Below are 24,648 nucleotides of genomic sequence, written 5' to 3' on the forward strand. Positions count from 1 at the left end.
ATGTACTTTAGGAAGAACGCTTGGTTTCAACGGCCTGCATCACACCAGCGACCGTCAGGAACGAACCAAAGGCGACGATTCTATCACCCTCCTTCGCGCCAGCCTGTGCTGCATTGAATGCACTCGCCGGATCAGCAAAAGTGGCAATGCCAGGCTTCAAGCCGAGTTCGGCGGCAATGCCAGCGACGACTTCAGCCAGATCCGCTGAGTTCGCCGCTCGCGGCCCCGGCAGATCGCAGAGCAACCAATGATCAACGCGCGACGCAATATTTTTCAGGCTACCCGCAATGTCTTTGTCCGCCAGCATGCCGCACACCGCCCAGGTGTCCGAAAAGAAGCCCATGTTGGAGAGGTTGTCCGACAACACTGCCGCGGCCTGGGGGTTGTGGGCAACATCAAGGACGACGGCTGGCCGACCAGGCAAGACCTGGAAGCGTCCGGGGATTTCGACCAGCATCAGCCCCTGACGCACCGCCTGCATGGGTACCGGCAAGCGCTCATTCAGTGCTTCCAGTGCAGCCAGTGCGCTCGAAGCGTTCAGCAACTGATTGGCTCCACGCAAGGCCGGGTAAGCCAGGCTGCTTCGACGTTGAGCCTTGCCACGAAACTGCCATTGGGTCTTGTCGCCGGAGAAACCGAAATCGCGGCCCGAAATGCGCAGATCCGCACCGATCGCTTTGGCATGATCAATGAGGGACTGCGGCGGCATCGGATCGCCACACACCGCTGGCTTACCCGGGCGGAAAATCCCGGCCTTCTCGAATCCGATCGCTTCCCGCGTATCGCCGAGATAGTCCATGTGATCCATTGCGACGCCCGTCACAATGGAGCAATCCGGCTCAAACGCATTGACCGCATCGAGACGGCCGCCCAGGCCAACTTCGAGAATCACGACATCCAGCGCAGCTCGCGCGAACACCGCCCATGCGGCCAGCGTGCCGTACTCAAAATAAGTCAGAGCGACATCGCCACGCACGTGCTCGACCAGAGCGAACGCATCCACCAGCTGCGCGTCATCGACCTCTTTGGCGTCGATACGCACGCGCTCGTTGTAGCGCAGCAGATGCGGCGAGGTGTAGAGCCCGACGCGGTAACCGGCAGCCCGCAACATGGCTTCGAGCATGGCGCAGGTTGAGCCCTTGCCATTGGTGCCACCCACGGTGATGACGACCGCACTGGTTGTCAGCATCAGCGCATCGCGGACACGCGCCACGCGCTCGAGACCAAGCTCTATCGGTCGGCTATGCTGGGTTTCGATATACGCGAGCCAATCGTCCAGCGACTGGTCTTGCGACGGTGCTGCGGCCATCAGTTATTGATCGCTGGCTGGCCGGAAAGGAGCGTCAGCACCTGCGCGAGGCGTTCGCGCAATTCGCGACGGTCGACGATCATGTCGATCGCCCCCTTCTCGATCAGGAATTCGGAGCGCTGGAAACCTTCAGGCAATTTTTCACGTACGGTTTGCTCAATCACGCGTGGGCCTGCAAAACCGATCAAAGCGCCCGGCTCTGCAATCACCACGTCACCCATGAAGGCAAAGCTGGCCGAAACACCGCCCATGGTCGGGTCGGTCAGGATGGTTACGAACGGCAGACGCTTTGCCGACAGGCGCGTAATCGCAGCAGTGGTCTTGGCCATCTGCATCAGCGAGAACAAACCCTCCTGCATGCGTGCGCCACCGGTTGCCGTAAAGCACACGAACGGCAGGCCCTGCTCGTAAGCGGCCTTCACACCACGCACGAAGCGTTCGCCAACAACCGAGCCCATCGAACCGCCGAGGAAATCGAACTCGAACGAAGCAACCACCAGCGGCACGTTGCACACTGCGCCCTGCATGACGATCAGCGCGTCCGATTCACCTGTATCTTCGAATGCTGCCGCCAGTCGGTCTGGATACTTCTTGCTGTCCTTGAACTTCAGGGGGTCAACCGGGACGACTTCGGAGCCGAGTTCGAAACGGCCTTCCGGGTCGAGCAGCAAATCGAGACGCTGACGTGCGCGAATGCGCTTGTGATGGCCGCACTTCGGGCACACGTACTGGCTGGCTTCGATATCCGAGCGATAGAGCACCGCTTCGCAAGCCTCGCACTTGATCCACAGCCCCTCGGGCATGGATTTCTTGACCGGTTGATCACGCTTGATCTTCGGGGGCAGAAGTTTGGTCAGCCAGCTCATGCCTTCGCTCCTTCAGTTTTTACCGATACTTCGTCCATCGCCGCGCGTATGCCTCGCAGGAACGCGCCCACACGCGCAGCCTCCTCGCCACGTGGCGACGACTCGATTTCTTCAACAACGCGACTGCCAATCACGACGGCGTCAGCGAAGCCTGCAATGCTCCTGGCGGTCGCCGCATCGCGAATGCCGAATCCCACGCCTACAGGCATACCGACGCGCTCACGGATCAGCGGGATACGCGAGGCAACCTCTTCCACATTCAGGTGGCCTGCGCCTGTCACGCCCTTCAGCGAAACGTAATAAATATAGCCGCTGCCAGCTACCGCCACATCCGAGTAGCGCTGCTCCACCGACGTCGGTGCGAGCAGAAAGATCGGATCGAGACCGCGGCTCTTCAGCAAACCGGAATACTCCTGACACTCCTCCGGTGGGTAGTCCACCAGCAGCACACCATCAAGACCGACTTCACGCGCGAGATCGGCAAAATGCTCTGCCCCCATGGCTTCGACGGGATTGGCGTAGCCCATCAGCACGATCGGCGTTACCTGGTCGGCCTTGCGGAACTCGCGGACGCATTCCAGCACCTGCTTCATGCTGACCTTGTTGGCCAAAGCACGCTCCATGGCACGTTGGATCGTCGGACCTTCTGCCATGGGATCCGAGAAAGGAACACCCAGCTCGATGACGTCCGCCCCCGCGGCAACCATCTCGCGCATGATCGGCAATACCGATGCGAGATCAGGATCGCCCGCCGTGAAATAAGGAATCAGCGCCTTGCGGCCTTCGCTTTCGAGACGCTTGAACGCGCTTGCTATACGTGACATTTATGCTTTTCCACTCAAGCAACAGGCCCTCGCAGCATTTGCTGCGAGGGCCTGTGCGGATAAATATCGTTTAGAACTGAATGCCGGATTTCTCCGCCACAGTGTGCATGTCCTTGTCACCACGGCCTGACAGGTTCACCAGCAGCACCTTGTCTGCAGGCAGAGTCGGCGCGAGTTTCGCGGCATATGCCAAGGCATGCGAGGACTCGAGTGCGGGAATGATGCCCTCGAAGTGACACAAATCATGGAAGGCCTTGAGTGCCTCATCATCGGTCACGCTGACGTACTGCGCCCGTGTCGTGTCCTTGAGCCATGCGTGTTCCGGGCCCACACCCGGATAGTCCAGACCGGCAGAAATCGAATGGGTCTCGATGATCTGTCCGTCGTCGTCCTGTAGCAGGTAAGTACGGTTGCCGTGCAGAACACCGGGCTTGCCCGCCGTCAGTGATGCGGCATGCATCCCCGAGTCCAGACCATGACCTGCGGCTTCAACGCCAACCAGCTTGACTTCCGCGTGCGGAATGTATGGATGGAAGATGCCCATGGCATTCGAGCCACCGCCGATACAGGCGATCACGTAGTCAGGTTGGCGTTCAACCAGCGCCGGCATTTGCTCTATGCATTCCGAGCCAATGATGGACTGGAAGTCGCGCACCATCATCGGATACGGGTGCGGCCCAGCCACGGTCCCGATGATGTAGAAAGTATTGGCAACATTCGTTACCCAGTCGCGCATCGCTTCGTTGAGCGCGTCCTTGAGCGTCTTCGAACCCGAGTGCACCGGTACGACCTTCGCACCGAGCAGCTTCATGCGATAGACATTCGCAGCTTGACGTTTCACGTCTTCCGCGCCCATGTAAACCACGCACTCCATGCCGTAACGCGCCGCCACGGTAGCAGTTGCGACGCCGTGCTGCCCTGCTCCGGTCTCGGCAATCACGCGTGGCTTGCCCATGCGACGCGCCAGCAGTGCCTGGCCGATACAGTTGTTAACCTTGTGTGCACCCGTGTGGTTCAGGTCTTCGCGCTTGAGATAGATCTGCGCGCCGCCTAGAAGGCCCGACCAGCGCTTGGCGTGATAGATCGGGCTGGGACGCCCGACAAAATGCTTGAGCTCGTAAGCAAACTCCGCCTGGAATTCCGGATCGTTCTGGCTGACTGCATAGGCAGCACGCAACTCTTCCAATGCCGGGATCAGCGTTTCTGCGACGAAAATGCCGCCATAGGGACCAAAATGCCCACGATCGTCAGGCAAGTCGTAAGGAATGTCACCGATCTGCATTATCTGCTCCAGCCACTGCTTTCATGAACGCCGCAATACGCGCAGCGTCTTTAATTCCCTTGGGACCCGGCGTGACTTCGACGCCACTGCTCACATCGACAGCCCACGGCTGCACATGACGGATTGCTTCGGCCACGTTCTCTGCCTCAAGCCCGCCTGACAGAATCAGCGGTACAGGAAGGCTTTGCGGGATCAGATCCCAGTCAAATGTCTTGCCACCACCGCCGTATCCCTCGACCCATGCATCCAGCAGGATACCGAGAGCGTCCGGAAAGGAAGCCGCGTAGTTTAACAGATCGACCCCTGCCCTGACCCTTGCGGCCTTGATATAGGGTAGCCCATAGCCTCCGCACTGGCTTGCCACCTCATCCCCATGAAACTGCAGACAGCCGAGTGGCAAAGCAGCCAGATGCTCGCGGATGTACGCTTCCTCAGCATTGACGAACAAACCGGTAATTGTGACGAAGGGAGGGACGCGCTTGCAGAGAGCGGCTGCTCGCTCGATGCTGATTGAGCGCGGGCTTGGCGGGTAGAAGTTGAGGCCGATTGCATCGGCGCCCGCATTGACGGCCGCATCCAGATCCTCTTCGCGCGTGATGCCGCAGATTTTGACTCGGGTACGCGTATTCATGGCGCTTACAACACGATTGCGGGGGTGCCGATGATACGTCCCTCGCCAGGCAGATGCCAGCGGTCCGGGTAGCTCACGCCACAGAGATAAAGGCCTGCAGGCGAAAATGTCGGAGGCGCAAGACGTCTATCCTTCATCTGCAACAACTCGCCCATCCAGTCACTTTCAGCTTCACCCTTGCCGATGAAGATCAGAGCACCGACGAGATTGCGGATCATGTGATGCAGGAAGCCATTGGCCTCGAAGTCGAACATGATCAGATCCCCCGTTCTGCGAACCGCAGCCATCGTCAGAATGCGAACCGGACTCTTCGCCTGGCACTGTGCGGCACGAAAAGCGGAAAAATCGTGTTCGCCCACCAGAAGATGTGCAGCATCCTGCATGCGCGGCAAACTCAATGGCGCGTGGTGCCAGCCGACCTTGCCAGCAAGGATGGCAGGACGCACAGGCCGGTTCAGCAGCACGTAGCGATAACGCCTGGCGTATGCAGAAAAGCGGGCATGGAAAGTTTCATCAACCTCCTGTGCCCAACGCACACTGACCGTGCCGGGCAAGTGCGCGTTCACACCCCTCACCCAGGCGCTCAGCGGACGGACAGTGTCCGTATCGAAATGAGCGATCTGTACGGTTGCATGCACACCGGTGTCGGTGCGCCCCGCGCAGGATAAGGCCACTTCATGTCCCGCTATCGCGGCCACGGCAGCCTGTAAAGCGTCTTGCACGGTACGGCCGTGCGGCTGTGATTGCCAGCCTTCGAAAGCACTTCCGTCGTACTCAATGGAAAGAACCAGGCGCGGCACGCAGTTGCTCCAGCAAGAACCTGCAAGGCAGGCCAAAAACAAACCGGCCGTCACTAGGACGGCCGGATACGGTACCAGCAAACGCAAGCCTCACGCCGGGCAGAAAACCCGGCTTGAATCGACTCAGGCGATCCGTGACAAGATGGTTTGCGCCATTTGCTTCTGTTGGTCTGCGCCATCCGCCATGACCTCTTCCAGCAGCTCGCGCGCACCTTCAATGTCGCCCATTTCTTCGTAAGCCCGTGCCAATTCAAGCTTGGTGCTCACTTCATCATGAACGTCGATGGTACCCACCGCAGGCTGTGACGCCGCGGCGGTATCCACGAACTCGGCTTGCTGACGCGATGGCGCCGGCACAGGGGCGGGAGCTTGAGGCTGACCCAGCCCGGCATCGGTACGCAGGCTGATATCAGACAGATCCATATTGCTGCGCGATACGTTCGTATCTTCACCGAGCTCGAAGTCGAAATCGAGCAAGCTGCTTTCGAAGTTGGTCTTTTCCAGATCAACCACTGACAGCGAGGTGCGCTCCATCGCACGCTCGATACCCATGTCTGCGTCTGTCTCGCTCAACGCCTGCATGGCTTCATCCACGGCAGCTTCAGCTGCAAGCTGCTGCGAGGCCGCTGGTGCGCTCACAGGCTGCTCGGCGAACGGATCCATGTCGAGATCGAACTCAAGCGGTGCAGATACATCAACGGGCGCTGCTGCGACGGAATCCAGTGCCAGCGGAGGCAAATCGTCCTCTTCCTCGCGAGCTTCCACTTGTGTTTCTGGCTCGTCGCCTTCAGGCAGTTCGAGATCCAGGTTGAAGTCCAGGTTCAACGGCTCCGGCGCGCTCGCAACCACCTCTGCTTCTGCGGGAAGCATTGGCGCATCGGTATCACCAGAGCCCGTGAACTGACCGATCTCGCCAGGCACCGTCCACGTTGCACGCATCTGCGAAACATTATTGGTGCCGAAGCTGACGCCCGTTGGCTCGATAGCCGCCACGGGTTCAGGGGCAAGCGCAGGAGCCGCAGCGACTACCGCCTCGGCAATAGCGGCCGCAGCTACTGGAGCAGGACTTGGAGCACCTTCTGGCGGAATGATGACCGTCGTGTTGCCGCTGCCATAGAGCGGGTTGCCCGGATCGAGCCGTGCGCCCAACGCAGCAGCCTTGGCCCAGTCATCACCGGCACCACCGGTCTGCGTGAAGAGATCGGTTGCAATGTTTTCAAACTGCTTGACGCTACGGCGCTGCGCATAGATCTCGAGCAGTTTGAGATAAATCGCGATGCGGCTTGGGTCGTTCTTCAAGGCATCCAGCAGGATTTCCTCTGCTTGTGCATCACGGCCGTATGCCATATAGACATCGGCTTCCGCGACGGGATCAACCCCTTCATCCGTGTCGATCGCCGACAAACCGGACTGGCTGAAATCCGTGTGCAACACACTCGTTCCGGTATCCACTGTCTGACCGCCGGCGTTGCCGAATACCGAGTTCGGGCTGGTCGACACCTCGCTCATTGATGTCATGCCGCTGTTCGCGTTACTGCGACGGCGATTGCGCACCACAACGTACCCAGCACCCAACACAGCCAAGCCCAGTGCGCCCAGCGTCAGCGGATTGGTGAAGAGACCGCTCTCCTCTTCTGCAACAGGTGGTACCGGGGGAGTTGCCACAACAGCCGGCGCAGAGGCCTGCACTGGTGCAGACGCTTCCACGACGGGCGCTGGCGCGGAAGCAAGCTCTACAACGGGCGCAGATGGCGCCGTAGCCGCTGCTAGCGCAGCAGCGTCGGCTGCAGCCTTGTCCTTCGCTGCCTGCTCCGCTGCAGCTTTTTCAGCGGCTTCAGCCGCAAGCTTGTCTTGCGCAGCCTTCTCAGCAGCCGCTTTCTCCGCTGCTGCCTTTTCTGCAGTTGCAGCCTTCTCGGCGGCAAGCTTCTCAGCCGCTGCTAACTTGTCAGCCTTGGCCTTCTCTGCCGCCGCAGCCTTCTCTGCCTTGGCTTGTTCGGCAGCCGCAAGCTTTTCAGCCTTGGCTTTCTCAGCAGCGGCGGCTTTTTCTGCTTTCTCAGCAGCAGCCTTTTCCGCCTTCGTCATTTTCGCGTCGGCCTGTGCATTGGCCTTGGCCTGCGCTTCAGCTTGCTTTTGCAGATCGGCCAGATTCTGGCTTTTCAGCTGCACCAGCTTCTCAAGCTCCTTGACATTACGTTCAAGCTCGGCTGTGCGCGACTTGGCTTCCTTCAAAGCCTTATCGCGTGCGGCTACATCTTCTTCGAGAGCCTGAACACGGGCAGCACTCTTGCCACCATCTGCCGCACCAGAACCCTTGTCGCCGGGCGCTTTGCTGATTTTCAACTCATCTTTGGCTTGCGCGGCCGACGCTTTTTCCTCGACCTTCGGAGCCACTTTCCCGCTACCGGCTTGTGTACTACTTGCATCCTTTGCCGGCGCCTTGGCTACAGCCGCACCAACCTCTTGTTTCAAGCCTTCAAAGCTCGAAGCCTTGACGATGATCTGGCGTGCTTCTGCCTTGTCGATGGCTGCTGCATCGGCGGCGCTTGGCACCTTGAGAACCTGGCCAACGCGCAGACGATTGATATTGCCACCACCGAATTCCGACTGATTGGCCTGATACAAGGCTGCCATCATCTGGTCGCGCGTAACTTCGACAGGCTTCACGCGAGCTGCAATGGAGGACGCTGAATCGCCTTGACGAACGGTGTACTCGCCCGATTTTTCGCTGGCGGCAGGCGCTTCCGCAGCGCGCTCGGCGGGAGCCACCTTCGCAGCAGGCCTCGTGCTACGTGGCGATGGCGCTGCATCGGCTTTACGGGGTGCTCTTGAAGCGGCGGAAGTCTGCGCAGCCGGAGCTCTATCGCTACGCACGGAAGGCTCGGAGATTTGTGGCAACGGCTTCACTGCTGCCGTTTCGGCCGGGTCCAGCAAGAAGGTGTACTCGCGCAGAATGCGCCCACCACCCCAGTTCAGTTCGACGAGCATATCTACGAAGGGCTCGTTGAAAGCACGGTCAGAAAAGATTTTTACGACTGCGGCACCACCGCGACGCTCGATGCTCATACGCACCGTCGTCAGCTCACCCGCGTATTCAATGTTCGCTCTGGCGTGGGCCTCTGGCGTAGCCACTTTCGCCGACATAGCCTCCAGCTCATCTGGCGTCGCAGCGATTTCGACCTCGGCTCGCAAGGGTTGTCCCAAGGAGCTGAGAACGTTGATGCGTCCTAACCCTGCGGCACCTGCACCGCCAGAAATGGACGCAATCATTGCTGCCAAAAGGGTGCTACGAAGTAACGATTTTTTCATAACGCTTCGTGCGGCATTGCCTGGAAGGCGGCCGGAGTGGTGGTTATAGTAAAGTTCAAAATAACATCAATGAGTTATCGCCGCAAGCTCATCCATTACCTGAATACAGCCGACTAAGCCCCTCAATTGTTGTTTTTGTACAAATCGATTTCAAAACCGGCGGAGCCCTCGCTCCGCCTGAATTTCCAGCCTCAGCGCTCGATCAAGATACGCAGCATGCGACGCAGCGGTTCGGCCGCGCCCCAAAGCAATTGGTCGCCGACGGTGAATGCTGTCAGATACTCGCCACCCATCGCCAGCTTGCGCAGCCGACCGACGGGTACATGCAGATGGCCGGTCACTGCAGCGGGTGTCAGCTCACGTTCGGAGCGTTCACGCTCATTCGGTACCACGCGCACCCAGTCATTTGCCTTGGCAAGAATGTCTGACACCTCATCCAACGGCACGTCGCGACGCAGCTTGATAGTCATTGCCTGGCTATGACAACGCATTGCGCCGATACGCACGCAGAGGCCATCGATCGGCACGCTGCCGGGCGTGCGGAATGCTGGCTTGCCAAGAATCTTGTTGCACTCGGCCCCGCCCTTCCACTCTTCCTTGCTAGCGCCGTTTTCGTATGGCACATCGATCCACGGGATCAGGCTGCCAGCCAATGCGGTATTGCGGAAATTTGCCTTCGGAAAATCATCGCTGCGGATTGTCTCGGCAACCTTACGGTCGATGTCGAGAATCGCCGATGCCGGATCTGCCAGCAGGTCAGCAACAGAACCATGGATTCGCCCCATCTGCGAAATCAGCTCGCGCATGTTTTGCGCACCAGCGCCCGACGCAGCCTGATAAGTCATCGAGGTCGCCCATTCGATCAGGTCGTTTTCGAACAGACCACCCAACGCCATCAGCATCAGACTGACAGTACAGTTGCCGCCGATATAGTTCTTCACGCCACGCGACAAGCCCTCGTCAATCACTTTGCGATTGACCGGGTCCAGCACGATGATGGCATCGTCCTTCATGCGCAGCGATGACGCGGCATCGATCCAGTAGCCGTTCCAGCCAGCCGCGCGCAGTTGCGGGAACACTTCGTTCGTGTAGTCACCGCCCTGGCAGGTCACCACGACATCCATCTGACGCAGGTCGTCGATCGACTTGGCGTCCTTCAACGCAGCCACATCGGCGCCGACATCAGGCCCCTTGCCTCCCACATTCGACGTGGTAAAGAAAACGGGCTCGATATGCGCGAAATCCTTTTCTTCACGCATACGCTGCATCAACACGGAGCCGACCATACCGCGCCAGCCAACAAAACCTACTCGCAGTGCACTCACTTGTATTTCCTTCTGAACAAAAGTCCCCGCCCGGGCGATCTGATCCGCCTGTCCCGCCGCTGGCGGGAACTCGAGCGGTGACACAGGCGAAACTATCCGGTAACGGTTTTAGTCGTTTTGGTAGTGGTGGTCGTGGACGTGGCAATGCCACCAGCCGTTGCGGCGGTGGTTGGGTATTGCGCAGGGATGTGTGCGTCCAGGATCATCGGTAATGCCATTCAAGGTATCGCAACGGGTGCGATGCCGAACCTCCGGAACGTGCCGATCAACGACGATCAGGCAGCTACTCCGTAGTCAGACTAGAACTTTAGCGCAGCAAGCACAGCAGGAAAAGCTTTGTCTGCATGGGTTTGCCAGCAAAAACGCCGATGCAAGGCCAATTCCGGAGCTTGCCAGCGTGCAGGCCCTGGCCGTAAGGCAAATCCGCAGTCAGTCTTCATAGTGGGTGAAGTAGCTCACCAGCTGGTGCTCGCAGCATTTGAATACGAGGTAGAACATCAAACTCAGACAGCCGTAGCCGACGAGTTCGAATATTTGGCGCAGGGCGCCGTCGCGCGCCGCCATCCAGCCGTATTCGAGAAACAAGCTGATATTCGCCTTGAACAGGTAGATGAGATTCAGCGAAGTCAGGCCGAAAAGCGCGAAGCTGAGGCCCATGAGGACAAATGCAAGAACAGGCCGTTCACGCAATTCCTCAGTAAAGAATTTCCGCAGTAGACGCATGTCAGCCCCCGATCTGAGCGAAGCGGGGATTGTCTCATGCTCACACGCAGCCTCAGCGAGGAGTGCCGTTCTTTCGAGCCTCTTCGTAGAGCGGCATGACGACCTGACTCGTCGCGCGCAGATCGGCCTGGCGCTCTTCGCTCGGAGGATGCGAAGACAGTATCTTGGGTGGCGCGCTGCCACCAGCCTGGCCCATCTTCTGCCACAGCGTTACCGCTGCGCGTGGATCGAAACCTGCGCGCGCTGCCAGCTCAAGCCCCATGCGATCCGCTTCTGTTTCCTGCTCACGCGAATTCGGCAATGCGAGCGCCGCCATCGACGCGGAATTCGCAAGATCCGGCGGGATGTCTATGCCCATGAACGCGCCACCGAGCAGCAAGCCGATGCTTCCGACTTGTGCCGCCAGTACGCGCGGTTTGCGCTCCAGCGCGTGCTCGCGCAAGGCGTGCGATATCTCATGGCCAATGACTGCCGCCAGCTCATCGTCGGTCAGCTTGAGTTGTTCGATCAGGCCGGTGAAAACGGCGATCTTGCCTCCCGGCATACACCAGGCATTGATCTCTTTGCTCTCGATCACGTTGACCTCCCAAGCCCAACTACGCGCATCGGGACGGAAGATCACGACCTGCGGAATCAAACGATCGGCGATGCGCCGCACACGTTCTGTCTGCGCCTTGTCTGGATTGAGCTGGTTCTTTTTCTGCGCATCCTTGATCGTGGTGGTGTAGGCCAGCGCAGACTCCTGATTCATCTCACGCGTACCTTGCGTGTGATCGCCCATGATTGACTGCGTGCGCGTGACACCCACCGCACCAGGCTGCGTGGTCTGTATCGTCTGGCACCCCGTCAATAGCAGCGCGGTGAGACCGCACAGAAAACCAAGGGCGCGAATCTGCCGTGATTGCCACCGTGATTTCATACCCATCTCCCCTGTGTTCAACAGATCTGTTCCGCTCAAGCCTTGGGTGAAGGCACATCCTGCTTGCCCTCCGGCGCCAGTCCTGCAATGCGCGGCGCGTCTGGCGTGATGTCAGCGTTCTGGGCACGCTGACGCAAGGCATGGTCGATCAACACCAGAGCAAGCATCGCCTCAGCTATGGGCGTAGCGCGGATGCCCACGCACGGGTCGTGCCGCCCCGTTGTCATCATCATCACCGACTCGTTGTTCTTGTCGACCGAACGACGCTCTTGCGGGATCGACGAGGTGGGCTTGATCGCCATCGCAACGCGAATATCCTGGCCGGATGAAATCCCGCCGAGCACGCCACCCGCGTGATTCGACAGAAAGCCCGCAGGCGTCAGCTCATCACCGTGATAGCTGCCGCGTTGCGCAATCGTATCGAAGCCATCGCCAATCTCTACGCCTTTCACCGCGTTGATGCTCATCATTGCGTAAGCAATGTCTGCATCCAGACGGTCATAGACGGGCTCGCCCCAACCAGGCGGCACGTTCGTCGCGATCACCTCGATGCGCGCACCAATCGAATCGCGTTCGCTGCGGATCTTGTCCATGTATTCCTCGAGCTGCGGCACGATGTCGGCATTCGGCGCAAAGAATGCGTTTTCTGTCACGTACTCCCAGCCTGCGAAGGGAATCCTGATTTCGCCAAGCTGGCTCATCCAGCCACGGATCACGATGCCGAACTTTTCACTCAGCCATTTCTTGGCGATTGCGCCGGCGGCAACACGCACCGCCGTCTCCCGCGCTGAAGAACGGCCACCACCACGGTAGTCACGTACACCATACTTGTGCGCATACGCATAGTCGGCATGGCCGGGGCGGAAGGTGTTCATGATCTTGGAGTAGTCGCCGCTTCGTTGATCCTGGTTGCGGATCAGCAGCGCAATGGGGGTACCTGTCGTCTTGCCTTCGAACACGCCGGAGAGAATCTCCACGGTATCTGGCTCTTTGCGTTGCGTGACGTGGCGCGAAGTACCGGGCTTGCGACGGTCTAGCTCCAGCTGGATATCGGCCTCACTGAGCACCAGCCCGGGCGGGCAGCCATCGACCACGCAGCCAATTGCAGCGCCGTGGGATTCGCCGAACGAAGTAACGGTAAAGAGCGTGCCGATTGTGCTGCCTGACATGAAGGCGATTCCTGATGACGGGTGATGGGCGAAGACGCCTGAGGGACGCAGATTTTAACATGCTAGACAGGCGTCCCTCGATCAGAGTCGAGACATCGCCCAGGCCCAGAAAACATCAAGGCCCACAAATCGCTTTGTGAGCCTTGGGTTGACCAGCGTCTTGCCGGAGAAAATTACGCGAAGAAGGATTCCAGCTGCTCGAAGACACGGTGGTTCGCGCCGTGGCGTGACACCGACAACACATCTTCAAGCTTGGCGACCTGACTGACCATCTGCGGCAGTCGCTCATCCTCCCGCACCAGCAGCCAGATACGACTTTGCGTACCGTCGCCCACGGGCATGCACAGGATGCCTTCTACATTGAACGCGCGCCGCGCGAACAAGCCAGAGACATGCGACATGACACCCGGGTGATTGCGGACGGTGAGTTCGAGGACGGCTTTTGCAAAGCCGCCATCGTTTGCCGTTGCATCCTTCACTTCCATTGCGATCGCACTACTCATATCAGCCTCCGATCATTTCGATATTGGATTTGCCCGGAGGCACGAATGGCAGCACCTTGGCTTCGACGTCGATCGAGCAGTGGATCAGGCACGGGCCACGACGATTGAGTTCCTCGGCCAATGCGGCACGCGGGTCGTCCACCTTGTCCAGATCAAGCGCGCCAATGCCGAAGCCTTCAGCGATCTTCACGAAGTCCGTACGCGTCTTGTAGTTCACTGCAAAGAAGCGCTTGTCGTAAAGCATGTCCTGCTGCTGATACACCATACCCAGCGTCTGGTTGTTCATCAGGATCACCTTCACATTGGCCTGCTCGTCGGCCATCGTGGCGAACTCCTGGATGTTCATCTTCAGACTGCCGTCACCGGAGAAGCACACCACGGTGGCTTCGGGCTGCGCGATCGCAGCCCCAAGTGCTGCCGGCATGCCGAAGCCCATCGTGCCGAGACCGCCAGAGGTAAGCAGCTGACGGGGACGGTTGATCGGATAAGCCTGCGCTACCCACATCTGGTGCTGCCCCACGTCAGTGGAGATGAACGCGTCATCATCGAGCGCCTCTGCGACCGCCGCAATCAGGCCGTAGTGTGTGCGTGGATCCTCGACGCCAGGCGTCTTGAGCGGATGCGCTTGACGCAACTCATCCATACGCGCGAGCCAGGGTTTGCGCAGTTGAACCTGCACCAGCGGCAAGAGTGTCTTCAACACTTCACCGACGTCGCCACAGATGCCCACATGCGGACGCTTGATCTTACCCAGTTCCGCCGGATCGATATCGATGTGGATGATGGCCGCATTCGGGCAGAACTTCTCGGCCTTGCCGATGGCTCTGTCATCAAAACGCGCACCGAGCACGATCAACAGATCGGACTCTTGCAGAATGTAGTTCGTATACGCCGCGCCATGCATGCCCAACATGCCCAGCGACAGCGGGTGATCGGACGGCATCGCGCCGAGCCCCATCAGCGTCATCGTGGTCGGCAGACCTGCCTGCTCAGCCAGCACGACGGCCTGCGCGGACGCGTTGGCATTGATGATGCCGCCACCGAGATACAGCACAGGCGTCTTCGCAGCGTTGATCAGTTCTGCTGCACGGCGCACGTCATCGAGGTCGACCTGTGGCGCGGCATCCAGCTGCGCCGCCTCAGGCAAGGTATCGATTTCTATGAAGGCGTTCTGCACATCCTTTGGAATGTCGACCCAAACCGGGCCCGGACGGCCTGACTCGGCAAGACGGAAAGCTTCCGGGATCACGTGCAAGAGGTCAGCGACGTTGCGCACAAGGTAATTGTGCTTGGTGATCGGAATGGAGATGCCGTAGGTATCGACTTCCTGGAAGGCATCGGTGCCGATCATGGCTTGCGGCACCTGCGCGGTGATGCACACCAAGGGAATCGAGTCGAGCTTGGCGTCAGCGATGGCCGTAACGAGATTCGTCGCGCCGGGACCGCTGGAGGCCATACAGACAGCGGCCTTGCCCGTTGCGCGGGCCATACCCTGCGCGATGAAACCGGCGCCTTGTTCATGACGCGCCAGTACGTGGCGAATCGTGTCGCGTTCAGCGAAGGCATCGTATAGCGGCAAGGCCGCGCCGCCCGGAATGCCGGTTACTGTGGTGATGCCGTGCTGCTCGAGCAACCTGACAACGAGTTGTGCACCTGTAATACGCATACAAATTCTCCGAGATACCAAAGCAATGTCCATTTGCAGAGCACGACGCGCTGCTGCTGGATCAATCGGACGGGGAATTTGAGAGACTACAGAAAGAAAAAACCCCGCCCGGCTTGCGCCGGCGGGGTTGAAATCCTTGAGTCTGACTCGTCCCCGTTACGGCGCGTTGCCGCCTACACCTACTACGCGTACTACGACGACAGATACCGCAACGAGTGCGGTAAGAGCGGGTAGAGACGAGGAGAAGATGGAGTTCACGAGTAATTAGCCAAACAGAAGTGAGAAACGCAGTTGCATTCAAGCATAGAACTCGACGCCCTGCAAGGAAGCTTTGTGGCGCACCCGCACGGAAGTCGCGGATATTTCACGAGGTTTTCAAAAAATCCTACAACTCTGCGTGCGGACCGCTCGCTGGAAACCGCGCAGCTGCTTGTTTTGCCAGTTCAGGCAGCCTTCTTGCCAGGCTCGTCACGCAAAGCCCGGCGGAGAATTTTTCCGACGTTGGTTTTTGGCAACTCGTCGCGGAATTCAAACAAGCGCGGCACCTTGTACCCCGTCAGGTTGGCTTTGCAATGTGCGATCAGGTCTTCCGTGGTCAGGCTCTTGTCCTTGCGCACGACAAAAACCTTGACCGCTTCGCCCGAGCGCTCGTCCGGCACGCCGATCGCCGCGACCTCCAGTACGCCGGGGTGGGTTGCAATCACGTCCTCCACTTCGTTCGGATAGACATTGAAGCCGGACACCAGAATCATGTCTTTCTTGCGATCCACGATACGGATGAAGCCCTTGTCATCCATCGTCGCAATATCACCCGTCCGCAGATAACCATCTGCCGTCATCACCCGGGCCGTTTCATCAGGGTGGTTGTAGTAGCCCTTCATGACTTGCGGACCACGCACACACAACTCACCGGCTTGATCCAGACCGAGCTCATTGCCATCATCGTCGCGGATCGAAATTTCGGTTGATGAGATCGGCAAACCGATGGAGTGATTGAAGCGCTCGAGGTCGATCGGATTGATACACACGGCTGGAGATGTTTCGGTCAAGCCGTAGGCTTCGCGCAACGTGCTGCCCGTGACCTTTTTCCATTTCTCCGCAACTGCCTGCTGTACGGCCATCCCGCCGCCCAAGGCGCACTTGAGCGTCGAAAAGTCCAGCTTTGCAAAGCCCTCGCTGTTCAGGAGCGCATTGAACAGGGTATTGACGCCGGTAATGACCGTGAACGGGTATTTGCCAAGTTCCTTCACGAAACCGGGAATGTCGCGTGGATTGGTGATCAGTACGTTGGTGGCGCCAATCTTCAGGAAGGTCAGGCAGTTCGCTGTCAGCGAAAAGATGTGATACAGCGGCAAAGCCGTGATGATCAGCTCGACGCCCTCATCGATACAAGGCTTGATCCACGCGTGTGCCTGCTGCAGATTGGCGATGATGTTGCCGTGGGTGAGCATCGCCCCTTTTGCTACGCCGGTCGTACCGCCCGTGTATTGGAGAAACGCAATATCCGCATGCGTAACGGTCGCCTTGCGCAGGCTGTGGCGAGCGCCCTCTTGCAGCACGCTGCCGAAACGGATGTGGCCGGGCAAGGACCACGCAGGCACGAGCTTCTTGACGTGTCGCACGACCAGATCGACGACCGTCCCTTTGAGACCGCCCAGCATGGCGCCAAGACTGGTCACAACGACATGTTTCACCCGGGTATTGGCAATGACCGAGGTCAGCGTGTGAGCGAAGTTCTCGAGGATGACGATGACTTCGGCGCCCGAGTCATTCAGCTGATGCTCGAGCTCACGAGGCGTGTATAGCGGATTGCAATTGACGATCGTGTAGCCGGCGCGTAAAGCACCGAACATGGCGATGGGGTACTGCAGCACATTGGGCATCATCAGTGCCACGCGAGTGCCCGCTGGCAGATTCAGCGAGGACTGCAACCATGAGCCGAATTGTGCGGAAAGCCGATCCAGCTCGCGATAACTGATCGATTTGCCCATATTGATATAGGCGGCGCGATCCGGCCAGCGCGCAACGCTGCGCTCGAACAGATCGCCGATCGACGAGAATTCATTGACGTCGACTTCCGCGGGAACTCCCGGCGGATAGCTCTTCAGCCAGACCTTTTCCACTGCTGTCTCCTCCGTCGTCGCGGATGGGTTTTGTATCTTGCTACGCTACTACTGACAGTGTTAACGGCTGGATCAATCGCAGACTGAACTCAACCTGCAGCCGCCTTGCTCTCACCGGAGATCTCGTCTTCTTCCGGCCAGTTGCGGATATAGCTCTTGAGCATCTTGTTCTCGAAGCTTTTCTCCTCGAGCATCGCGCGCGCCACATCATGAAACGAAATAACGCCCTGAAGCACGTCACCATCCATGACAGGAAGATAGCGTTGATGATGTTCCACGATCAGGCGCTGCAGTTCTTCCACTTCCATATCAGGAGAGGCGACGACTGGTTTGGCGATCATTGCGCCGCTGACTTTGGCTTCGCGCCAGTTCATGCCAACACGCTTGAGCGCCGACAGCATCTCGCGGAAAGTCAGCAAGCCGACCATCTTGCCGTCTTCGACGACGACGACAGAGCCGATGTCGAGATCAGTCATGGTCGTTACAGCTTCCTGCAAGGTGTGCTGTGGGCCGACGGTGTAAAGAACGCTGCCCTTGAGCGCCAGGATTTCACTAACCAGCATTTCCTTCTCCCCAAACTCTTTTCATCATTGAATCGTTAGAGTGCCTTTATGGCGCAATTGTTTCGAATGGTATTGCATGCGAGCGATTCAGGATATCCATAAAGACCATCACTCGCCCTCTAGAACGCCCTTAAAACACGACCTCCTGCTCGCTACCATCGGTGAACACCAGCAGTGCCCGCACCGGCCGACCCTTGGCAAACGCTTGCAAGGCCCGTCGATACTCCCCGAGCTGCAGCTCGTATTGCGCCATCGGCGCCCCGTCCGGGCTGCCACTCTTGTAATCCAGCACCCAGATTTCGTCGTCAAACTCGACCCAGCGGTCGATCCGGCCGAGCTGATTGGCCGCGGCGAGAAAGCTGCCTTCATTGACGGCACGCAGGTATCGGGTCGGATCGAAAAAACGCTGCAGCGAGGGGCGCGCCAGGATGGCTTGCGCGCTGCGACGTATCCCCTCCTCTACCTCCGGCAAGGGCAAGCCGGACAGGGCTGCCTCAAGCCAGGCATGCATTTCCCGCCCGAAGGCCATGCCCGCCTCACTCTTTGACTTCGGAGCGGCTTGCTTTTGAATCTGCTCACCAATTCTCGGCACCTGTCGGAGCGACCGTTCAGCGCTGGTTACGCGAGCAACGCCCTCCCCGGGCTGCAGCGCAGCCGGCGCCACGACCATGCTGCCTGTGCGACCGTTCTCCACCCCCATTTGCGTCAGGGCTGCAGCAAGGCGCTTCCAGGGCGTCACTGCGTTCTGCGTACGTGCGGGCTCAATGCCACTGACAATCAGCACCTGCTCTGCGCGCGTAATGGCCACGTAAAGCAGGTTCAGCTCCTCGCGCTCGGCAGCAAGTTTCTCGGCCTCCAGCAGTTCCGCCCTGCAAGGGCCCGCTTCGCCCAGACGACCGAGCAAGGAGAAGTGCTGCGGCGCGCGGGCATCTTCCGGCCAGGCCATGGCGATGCTGTAGCCGTCCCCGTTTCGCGGCGGGGCGTTGGCATCGATGATCCAGACGATGGGCGCTTCCAGCCCTTTCGAACCGTGAATGGTCATGATGCGCACACGCCCGCGCTCGGTCTCGCCGCCAGCCGCTGCAACCAGGCCTTCGTCAGGCGCTTCTTCGTCGGAGCCGGACAGGCGCCGCAGTTCGTCCACAAAGCGCGTCAGGCTCGGATAGCGTCCGGCGTCCACATTCAATGCCAGCTCGAGCAAGGCTTCGAGATTGGCGTGCACGCCCGGCCACAGCGCTGACGGTACGGCGGCACGACAGCGCGCAAACCAGTCGGATTCATGAAAGATACGGTCAATCAAGTCATGCGCCGGCAGGTACGCCGACGCAGCAAGCCAGTCACGTAGCAAACCCACTGCGCGTTGCATGCCGGCATGCCTCTCTGCAGCCAGGCGCTGCAGCGCAGACCACCAGACATTGCCAGCGCCCGAAATTGCCAACAGATCTTCATCCGTGAGATCAAAGGCCGGAGTACGCAGCGCATGTGCCAGCTGCAGATTGTCCGCAGGGTCAGCGAGGAAGCGCAGCACCGCGAGCAGGTCTTGCGCTTCCAGCGTTTCGAGCAAACCGCCGCGCCCGGGGCTCACAAACGGGATACCCGCTGCACGCAAGGCGGCTTCATAAGTCGCGAGCTGGGTTTTACGCCGCGTGAGAATGAGGATGTCGCTGTAGCGTGCGGGACGATCCCTGCCTCCTTTGCCACGCACCGACAGATGACCCACCATCTCGCCGATGCGCCCTGCCAGCAAGGAGGCTTCTTCGGCGCGACGCAAATCCTCTTGCTCCACACGTGGCGCTTGCAGCGGATAGCGAATCAGCGATGCCTGCTCGACCGCCGCTTCGTCTGACGACAGCGCAATCAGCGGCAAGACCTCGACTCGCGATGGCCAGTCCGCACGTTCCGCTGTCTGCGGGACGAAGCCCGCCATCTGTGCTTCGCTGAACACGGCGTTGACGAGTTGCACGATGCCCTCGGCATTGCGGAAGGTATGCGCATTACCGAGGCGAAGTGCGCCGAACTCGCGTTCGAAATACTCCGCTGCCGCGGTGAACAATTTGGGCTCGGCACGACGGAAGCGGTAGATGGATTGCTTCGGATCGCCCACGAGGAATACGGTTGGCCGCGCCACGCCCATATCCGTGTAAGCATCGAGCCAGCCGCGCAGGATGCGCCACTGCAGCGGATTCGTATCCTGGAACTCGTCGAGCAGGATGTGTTTGTAGCGTGCATCCAGGCGAGCCTGCAGCCAGGCGCCGCTAGCTTCACGCGCCAACAGCGTGTCGATCTCTGCTTCGAGATCAGAGAAATCCATCACACGACGCGAGCGCTTGAGCGCATCAAGCTTGTCGAGCAAGGCTTGACCCACTTGCAAGGCATGACGATTGAAAGCCGCGGTGTACTGATCCTGCAATGCGCCGAGCGCCGCAATCAGGTGGGCACTCCAGTCTTCGTGCAGTGCCAGGAAGCGTGCTTCGCCGCCTTCACCCAGGCGCTTGAGTTGTGCGCCAGAAGATTTGCGTTTGCGCGGCTCTTGCGCCGCAGTGAGAAAGGCCGGGCGTACTGCCTCAAAGCCAGCTCGGAGCATGGCCTCGTCGGATGCCTGGCGTAAGTCTACGACCGCTTGCGCCAACGCATTGCCGAGCGCTTTATCTCCATCGGTGTTCTGCCCGAGCAGGCGCGCGAATTCCTCCAGCTCATTCAATCGCGACGTCGTGAAGCAGTCGGCCAGCGGATTGGCTCCTTCACCAAAAGTGACGGCCAGCCAACGCTCGATCCCCTCCGCGCCACCCTGCTCGCTCAACCACACATGCCACTCGGCTCGGCGCTCGACGAAAGCCTTCAGCAATTTGCGCGTACTGTGCGCGCCCAGGGATTCATACAGCCACAGCAGCGACTGAGCGAGCGGAGCTTCTGGCGCACGCGCGCAGTCCGCCGCGACCGCAGCCCAGGCTTCATCCAGCAAGCTACCCGCAGCATCGTCCAGCGTGCGGCCAGCCAGCCCGCTATCGAGCGGCGCACCAGACAAGAGCCGAGCAAACCAGCCATGGAATGTCGTGATCGTGATCGCCGGCATGGCCTGCAGTGTGGCCTCGAACAAACCACGAGCGCGCGGCAAGAGAGCCTGCGCTTCGTCTTGCGCAAGGCCCCGGTCGACGAGCATTGCCAGGGCCTGATCGGCAGGCGCCGTTGCGAGCGTCATCAAGAGACTGCGCAGGCGGGCCTCGATTTCGCGAGCGGCCTTGCGTGTGTAGGTGATCGCCAGGATCTCGCCGGGCTTCACGCCGGCCAGCAAAAGGCGCAGCAAACGCGATGACAGCAGCCAGGTCTTGCCACTGCCCGCGCAAGCCTCGACGGCTACGCTACGAGCCGGATCGAGCGCAAGGAAACGGTCTCGTTGACGCTGCTCGGCGCTCATCGCCCGCTCTCCTCTGCTACGTCCACGGTCACCCACTCCTTGCGGCACACGCCCCGCATCTCGCAGTAAGCGCAGGCGCTAGCCGTGCCTTGTGCGCGCATCGCTGCGCCATCCAGCAGGGCGTTGAAGCTTTCGGTGATGACGTCATGCAGGGCACCGGCACGTGCCTCAGGCTTGTCGATGGCAACGGCTGCGAGCGTATCGCCATCGAGCGCGACGTAGGCGGCCTCCTGCACATGTTGCCCGGCAAGCAAGGTGTAGAAGGCAAGCTGGATGTCGTCAGGATCTTTGGCTTGGGTGCGCAGCGAGGCCAGTCCACGCGATTTGTAGTCGAGCAAGCCAAGTGCCGTATCACCGTCAGCATCCCTGCCATTGTCGATACGGTCGATGCGGCCTTGCAGCGTCAGCGTACGCCCGGCTCCCAACTCGTGCTCGAGGCTCAGTGTCACTTCGCCAGCCTGCCAACGCCAGCCTTCGACTTCGCGCTGGCGTTGCCATGCAATGTAGTCGGCGAGCTGCTTGTGCCAGCGCAGGCGCCAAGCATGATCCTGAAAGTTACGCGTTACCGCCTCTGCGAAAGCCTGCTCGGTGATGGAGTCGAGCGCCGCGATCAATGTCTCGTCGCTCTGATTGAGCAGCACAGGAAAAGCCGTATGGAAGTCGTGCAGGATACGATGCAACTGGGTGCCGAAGTCCTGCTTTTCCATGCCTTCCGCCAGCTCGTCGAGTTCGGCAAGGCGCAATACGTAGCGCGCGAAATAGCGATACGGGCAGTCGACAAGCGTCTGCATAGCGGAAGCGGAGAGACGCTGCGGAATACGTGCGGCAGGCGCCGATGGCGCTGCAGGCGACGTTGCGGCGATATCTGCACTGACACCTATCGGGCGGGGCATGCCATGGGCGACTGCGCTCTGCCCCATCGCCAATTCGAGTGCAGCCTGCAGCACGGCAACCTCGGCGGCCGGCATGAGCTCTTCGTCGCGCCGCAGGCTTTGCCAGGCAATCACGCTTGCATCGCAACTGAGCAACAGGGCGGCAAGATCTTCGCGCAGTTGCAGGCGCTCGGCATCCAGCCCCGGCAAGCCCAGCTCGCGGCGCACACCTGCATGTGTGAGCCAGCCCGGCGCACTGGGTGGCGCCAGGTGTTCGGCGTCTGCGCCGATCACGATGACGGCCTCGAAGCTGCGCAGGCGAGTCGCGGCAAGGTGGGTCATGATGACGCTGCTCTTGATTCTCTCGTCACGAAAAAGCTGTGAGTCCATCTGGCGATTGAACCAGGTGCGCCAGGCATTGAACCGAAAGCGCCCCTCCTCGCCTGCCAGCTCCGCCTGCCGCGTCTCCAGCCATTCGAGCCATTGCATGCCGACCTGGTCCCGCTCCAGATGCGACATGGCACCGAGCAACTCGAGGCTCTTGCGCAGTCGGCGCAGCCATTCGGCAATGGTTGCGGATTGTGTCGGGTTGATCGCCGCGCGCGCCTCGATGAGGCGATCAAGCAAGGCAGCAGACGCCGGCAAATGGGCCGCCAGTGCGCGCAGCCGTTCAAGGCCATTCGGGATATGCTTTTCGCGTATCAACGCATCGAGGGCGTCGACGCCCTGAGCGCGCTTCACGGAGTCGATGTCGTCAAACAGCAAAGGCGCGCGCAGCAGATCAATCAGCGCGCGATGCCAGGCATCTGAAACAAGCACTTCGAGCCAGGCATCGACGACTGCGGCGACACGCGTGGTGACCATCTTCCAGCCCGTCTCGTCCTGCACCAGCACGCCATCACGCTCAAGCAAGGCGCGCGCGCGTCGCGCAGCGAGGCGGTCACAGGCAACGAGTGCGATATTGCGTTTGCCTGCACACAACCAGTCGAGCACTTGGTCGGCCACGGCTTCGCCAAGGCTTTCAAGACTCTCGGCCGCAAGCAGATTGAGCCGTTCACGACTTGGCGTGAGGGCAATACCGTCAGCATCGGACATGCGCTCGCGCAGGGGCGGCGCATCGTTTTGAAGAGGCCAGGCAAGCGACAACAGATCCGCGAGCGCACCTTCGGCCAGCGCACGATCCGGTCGCAACAAGAGTACGGGTACGCGCGTCGCAGCGGCATCGATCAAGGCTTGCAGGGGCCCCGCATTGTTCGACTCCAGCATCACGATCAAAGGGCCGTCGAGTTGCGCAAGCCACTGTGCCGCAGCCAGCAAGCGTGCCGCTGCACGCGAAGGTTTGCCTTGAGCCTCGGCGCGCCACAGCGCGTTCACGAGCTTCGCTTCGAAGTTAAGGGCCTGGACATTGTGCAGATCGAAAGCGCTCTCAAGACGTGCGAGCAGCGCCCCCTCGTCGTCTGGCAAAGACACCGCATGTTCGGTCAGGGTATCGAACAGCTGAGTGAGTTCAGCGACCACATCCCATAGCATGCCCTCGTCCAGCCAGTCCCTGCCACGCAACAAGCTGTGCAACAGCAACTGGCGGCGCGCATCGGGCATGGCATCCAGCGCAGCCAGCCATGGCTCGGTCATGCCATTGAGCGTATTGATTCGCGGCAACAACAGCGGACCGCCTGCGCTGGCAAACAGGGCTTCGTGGAGCGGTCCGGCCAGCTTGATGTTGGGCAGCAGCAAGCTGGCGCGCGACAGATCTGCCGACTCTGGCGCGGCGCGTGCAAACGACAGGGCGAGCGCTGCGGCGGCGGGCAGAAAGCCACGGTCCGGCGCGAGCGAATGTATTGTCACTGCAGGCACGGAATAGCTCATGAGCTCATGCTGGCACGTGCGAAAAGAAAAAGGCGCATGCCGCGAGGCTGCGCCTTTTCTGTCCGGGCAAAGAGCAGATCAACGCTCAAGCTTGTCCAGCTTGCCCTTGACCTTGGCCCAATCATCCGCGTCTGGGAGGGCATCCTTGCGCGCCACGATGGTCGGCCATTTCTTGGCAAGTTCTGCGTTGATCGCCGTGAACTGCACTTGATCCGCAGGCAGATCATCTTCGGCAAAAATCGCTTCGGCCGGGCATTCAGCGACGCACAGCGTGCAGTCAATGCACTCGTCCGGATCGATCACCAGGAAGTTCGGGCCTTCGCGGAAGCAATCAACCGGACACACATCCACGCAGTCCGTGTATTTGCACTTGATGCAGGACTCGCTCACAACGTAGGTCATTTAATTCTTGCTCCAATGTGGAGGGGGATTGGTTTGCCCCCAATTATATACCGCAAGCTCGCATGCTTCAGCAGCCGTAACAGG

At 59.9% G+C, this 24,648-nt stretch carries 18 protein-coding genes; all 18 read right to left on the minus strand.

Translation table 11 applies throughout. The annotated features are described in order from the left end of the window. Positions 1–7: 7 nt before the first annotated feature. Entirely contained in the window at positions 8–1,309 is a 1,302-nt protein-coding gene (folC, locus tag VVD49_RS19620) for a bifunctional tetrahydrofolate synthase/dihydrofolate synthase (RefSeq protein WP_327600925.1), read from the minus strand. Beyond that, positions 1,309–2,175 carry an acetyl-CoA carboxylase, carboxyltransferase subunit beta gene (gene accD / locus VVD49_RS19625; RefSeq protein WP_327600926.1) on the minus strand — a complete coding sequence of 289 codons (867 nt, stop codon included), beginning with the start codon at positions 2,173–2,175 and terminating at the stop codon, positions 1,309–1,311. The genes folC and accD overlap by 1 nt, the downstream gene beginning before the upstream one ends. Then, positions 2,172–2,999, minus strand: coding sequence for a tryptophan synthase subunit alpha (trpA, locus tag VVD49_RS19630; protein ID WP_327600927.1), 828 nt, complete (start codon positions 2,997–2,999; stop codon positions 2,172–2,174). The genes accD and trpA overlap by 4 nt, the downstream gene beginning before the upstream one ends. 70 nt (positions 3,000–3,069) lie before the next feature. Beyond that, positions 3,070–4,281, minus strand: coding sequence for a tryptophan synthase subunit beta (gene trpB, locus VVD49_RS19635; RefSeq protein WP_327600928.1), 1,212 nt, complete (start codon positions 4,279–4,281; stop codon positions 3,070–3,072). Beyond that, positions 4,268–4,912: a phosphoribosylanthranilate isomerase gene (locus VVD49_RS19640; RefSeq protein WP_327600929.1), complete on the minus strand. Its 645-nt coding sequence runs from the start codon at positions 4,910–4,912 to the stop codon at positions 4,268–4,270. The genes trpB and VVD49_RS19640 overlap by 14 nt, the downstream gene beginning before the upstream one ends. Positions 4,913–4,917: 5 nt before the next feature. Beyond that, a complete protein-coding gene (gene truA / locus VVD49_RS19645; RefSeq protein WP_327601101.1) occupies positions 4,918–5,712 on the minus strand; it encodes a tRNA pseudouridine(38-40) synthase TruA in 795 nt (264 codons plus the stop codon). A 123-nt stretch (positions 5,713–5,835) separates the two neighbouring features. Then, positions 5,836–8,979 carry a FimV/HubP family polar landmark protein gene (locus VVD49_RS19650; RefSeq protein ID WP_327600930.1) on the minus strand — a complete coding sequence of 1,048 codons (3,144 nt, stop codon included), beginning with the start codon at positions 8,977–8,979 and terminating at the stop codon, positions 5,836–5,838. Positions 8,980–9,209: 230 nt separating this feature from the next. Further along, positions 9,210–10,343: an aspartate-semialdehyde dehydrogenase gene (gene asd, locus VVD49_RS19655; RefSeq protein WP_327600931.1), complete on the minus strand. Its 1,134-nt coding sequence runs from the start codon at positions 10,341–10,343 to the stop codon at positions 9,210–9,212. A 429-nt stretch (positions 10,344–10,772) separates the two neighbouring features. After that, positions 10,773–11,000 (minus strand): hypothetical protein, encoded by a 228-nt coding sequence (locus tag VVD49_RS19660; protein WP_327600932.1) that lies wholly within the window; start codon positions 10,998–11,000, stop codon positions 10,773–10,775. 118 nt (positions 11,001–11,118) lie between these two features. Next, positions 11,119–11,985 (minus strand): M48 family metallopeptidase, encoded by an 867-nt coding sequence (locus VVD49_RS19665; protein WP_327600933.1) that lies wholly within the window; start codon positions 11,983–11,985, stop codon positions 11,119–11,121. 35 nt (positions 11,986–12,020) lie between these two features. After that, the gene (aroC, locus tag VVD49_RS19670) at positions 12,021–13,154 is read right to left on the minus strand and encodes a chorismate synthase (protein ID WP_327600934.1); all 1,134 of its coding nucleotides are present in this window, start codon (positions 13,152–13,154) and stop codon (positions 12,021–12,023) included. 173 nt (positions 13,155–13,327) lie between these two features. Beyond that, a complete protein-coding gene (gene ilvN / locus VVD49_RS19675; protein ID WP_327600935.1) occupies positions 13,328–13,657 on the minus strand; it encodes an acetolactate synthase small subunit in 330 nt (109 codons plus the stop codon). A 1-nt stretch (position 13,658) separates the two neighbouring features. Then, positions 13,659–15,323 (minus strand): acetolactate synthase large subunit, encoded by a 1,665-nt coding sequence (ilvB, locus tag VVD49_RS19680; RefSeq protein ID WP_327600936.1) that lies wholly within the window; start codon positions 15,321–15,323, stop codon positions 13,659–13,661. Between the two features lie 443 nt (positions 15,324–15,766). Further along, entirely contained in the window at positions 15,767–17,446 is a 1,680-nt protein-coding gene (gene fadD, locus VVD49_RS19685) for a long-chain-fatty-acid--CoA ligase FadD (protein ID WP_327600937.1), read from the minus strand. An 89-nt stretch (positions 17,447–17,535) separates the two neighbouring features. Beyond that, positions 17,536–18,009 carry a CBS domain-containing protein gene (locus VVD49_RS19690; protein ID WP_327600938.1) on the minus strand — a complete coding sequence of 158 codons (474 nt, stop codon included), beginning with the start codon at positions 18,007–18,009 and terminating at the stop codon, positions 17,536–17,538. A 130-nt stretch (positions 18,010–18,139) separates the two neighbouring features. Continuing rightward, on the minus strand, positions 18,140–21,424 hold the full coding sequence (locus VVD49_RS19695) for a UvrD-helicase domain-containing protein (protein WP_327600939.1): 3,285 nt from the start codon (positions 21,422–21,424) through the stop codon (positions 18,140–18,142). Beyond that, positions 21,421–24,162, minus strand: a complete 2,742-nt coding sequence (locus tag VVD49_RS19700) for a PD-(D/E)XK nuclease family protein (RefSeq protein WP_327600940.1) — start codon at positions 24,160–24,162, stop codon at positions 21,421–21,423. The genes VVD49_RS19695 and VVD49_RS19700 overlap by 4 nt, the downstream gene beginning before the upstream one ends. Before the next feature lie 78 nt (positions 24,163–24,240). Continuing rightward, positions 24,241–24,564 carry a ferredoxin FdxA gene (gene fdxA / locus VVD49_RS19705; RefSeq protein WP_327600941.1) on the minus strand — a complete coding sequence of 108 codons (324 nt, stop codon included), beginning with the start codon at positions 24,562–24,564 and terminating at the stop codon, positions 24,241–24,243. Between the last annotated feature and the right edge of the window lie 84 nt (positions 24,565–24,648).

The sequence above is a fragment of the Uliginosibacterium silvisoli genome, from assembly GCF_036017035.1.
Lineage (GTDB): Bacteria > Pseudomonadota > Gammaproteobacteria > Burkholderiales > Rhodocyclaceae > Viridibacterium > Viridibacterium silvisoli.

Coding starts and splice junctions, on each gene's coding strand:
- VVD49_RS19690 (WP_327600938.1), bottom strand. CDS start 18,009: ATGCTGGTTAGTGAAATCCTGGCGCTCAAGGGCAGCGTTCTTTACACC.
- VVD49_RS19700 (WP_327600940.1), bottom strand. CDS start 24,162: ATGAGCTATTCCGTGCCTGCAGTGACAATACATTCGCTCGCGCCGGAC.
- trpB (WP_327600928.1), bottom strand. CDS start 4,281: ATGCAGATCGGTGACATTCCTTACGACTTGCCTGACGATCGTGGGCAT.
- aroC (WP_327600934.1), bottom strand. CDS start 13,154: ATGTCAGGCAGCACAATCGGCACGCTCTTTACCGTTACTTCGTTCGGC.
- VVD49_RS19640 (WP_327600929.1), bottom strand. CDS start 4,912: ATGAATACGCGTACCCGAGTCAAAATCTGCGGCATCACGCGCGAAGAG.
- VVD49_RS19695 (WP_327600939.1), bottom strand. CDS start 21,424: ATGAGCGCCGAGCAGCGTCAACGAGACCGTTTCCTTGCGCTCGATCCG.
- ilvB (WP_327600936.1), bottom strand. CDS start 15,323: ATGCGTATTACAGGTGCACAACTCGTTGTCAGGTTGCTCGAGCAGCAC.
- ilvN (WP_327600935.1), bottom strand. CDS start 13,657: ATGAGTAGTGCGATCGCAATGGAAGTGAAGGATGCAACGGCAAACGAT.
- VVD49_RS19650 (WP_327600930.1), bottom strand. CDS start 8,979: ATGATTGCGTCCATTTCTGGCGGTGCAGGTGCCGCAGGGTTAGGACGC.
- fdxA (WP_327600941.1), bottom strand. CDS start 24,564: ATGACCTACGTTGTGAGCGAGTCCTGCATCAAGTGCAAATACACGGAC.
- VVD49_RS19660 (WP_327600932.1), bottom strand. CDS start 11,000: ATGGGCCTCAGCTTCGCGCTTTTCGGCCTGACTTCGCTGAATCTCATC.
- trpA (WP_327600927.1), bottom strand. CDS start 2,999: ATGTCACGTATAGCAAGCGCGTTCAAGCGTCTCGAAAGCGAAGGCCGC.
- accD (WP_327600926.1), bottom strand. CDS start 2,175: ATGAGCTGGCTGACCAAACTTCTGCCCCCGAAGATCAAGCGTGATCAA.
- VVD49_RS19665 (WP_327600933.1), bottom strand. CDS start 11,985: ATGAAATCACGGTGGCAATCACGGCAGATTCGCGCCCTTGGTTTTCTG.
- folC (WP_327600925.1), bottom strand. CDS start 1,309: ATGGCCGCAGCACCGTCGCAAGACCAGTCGCTGGACGATTGGCTCGCG.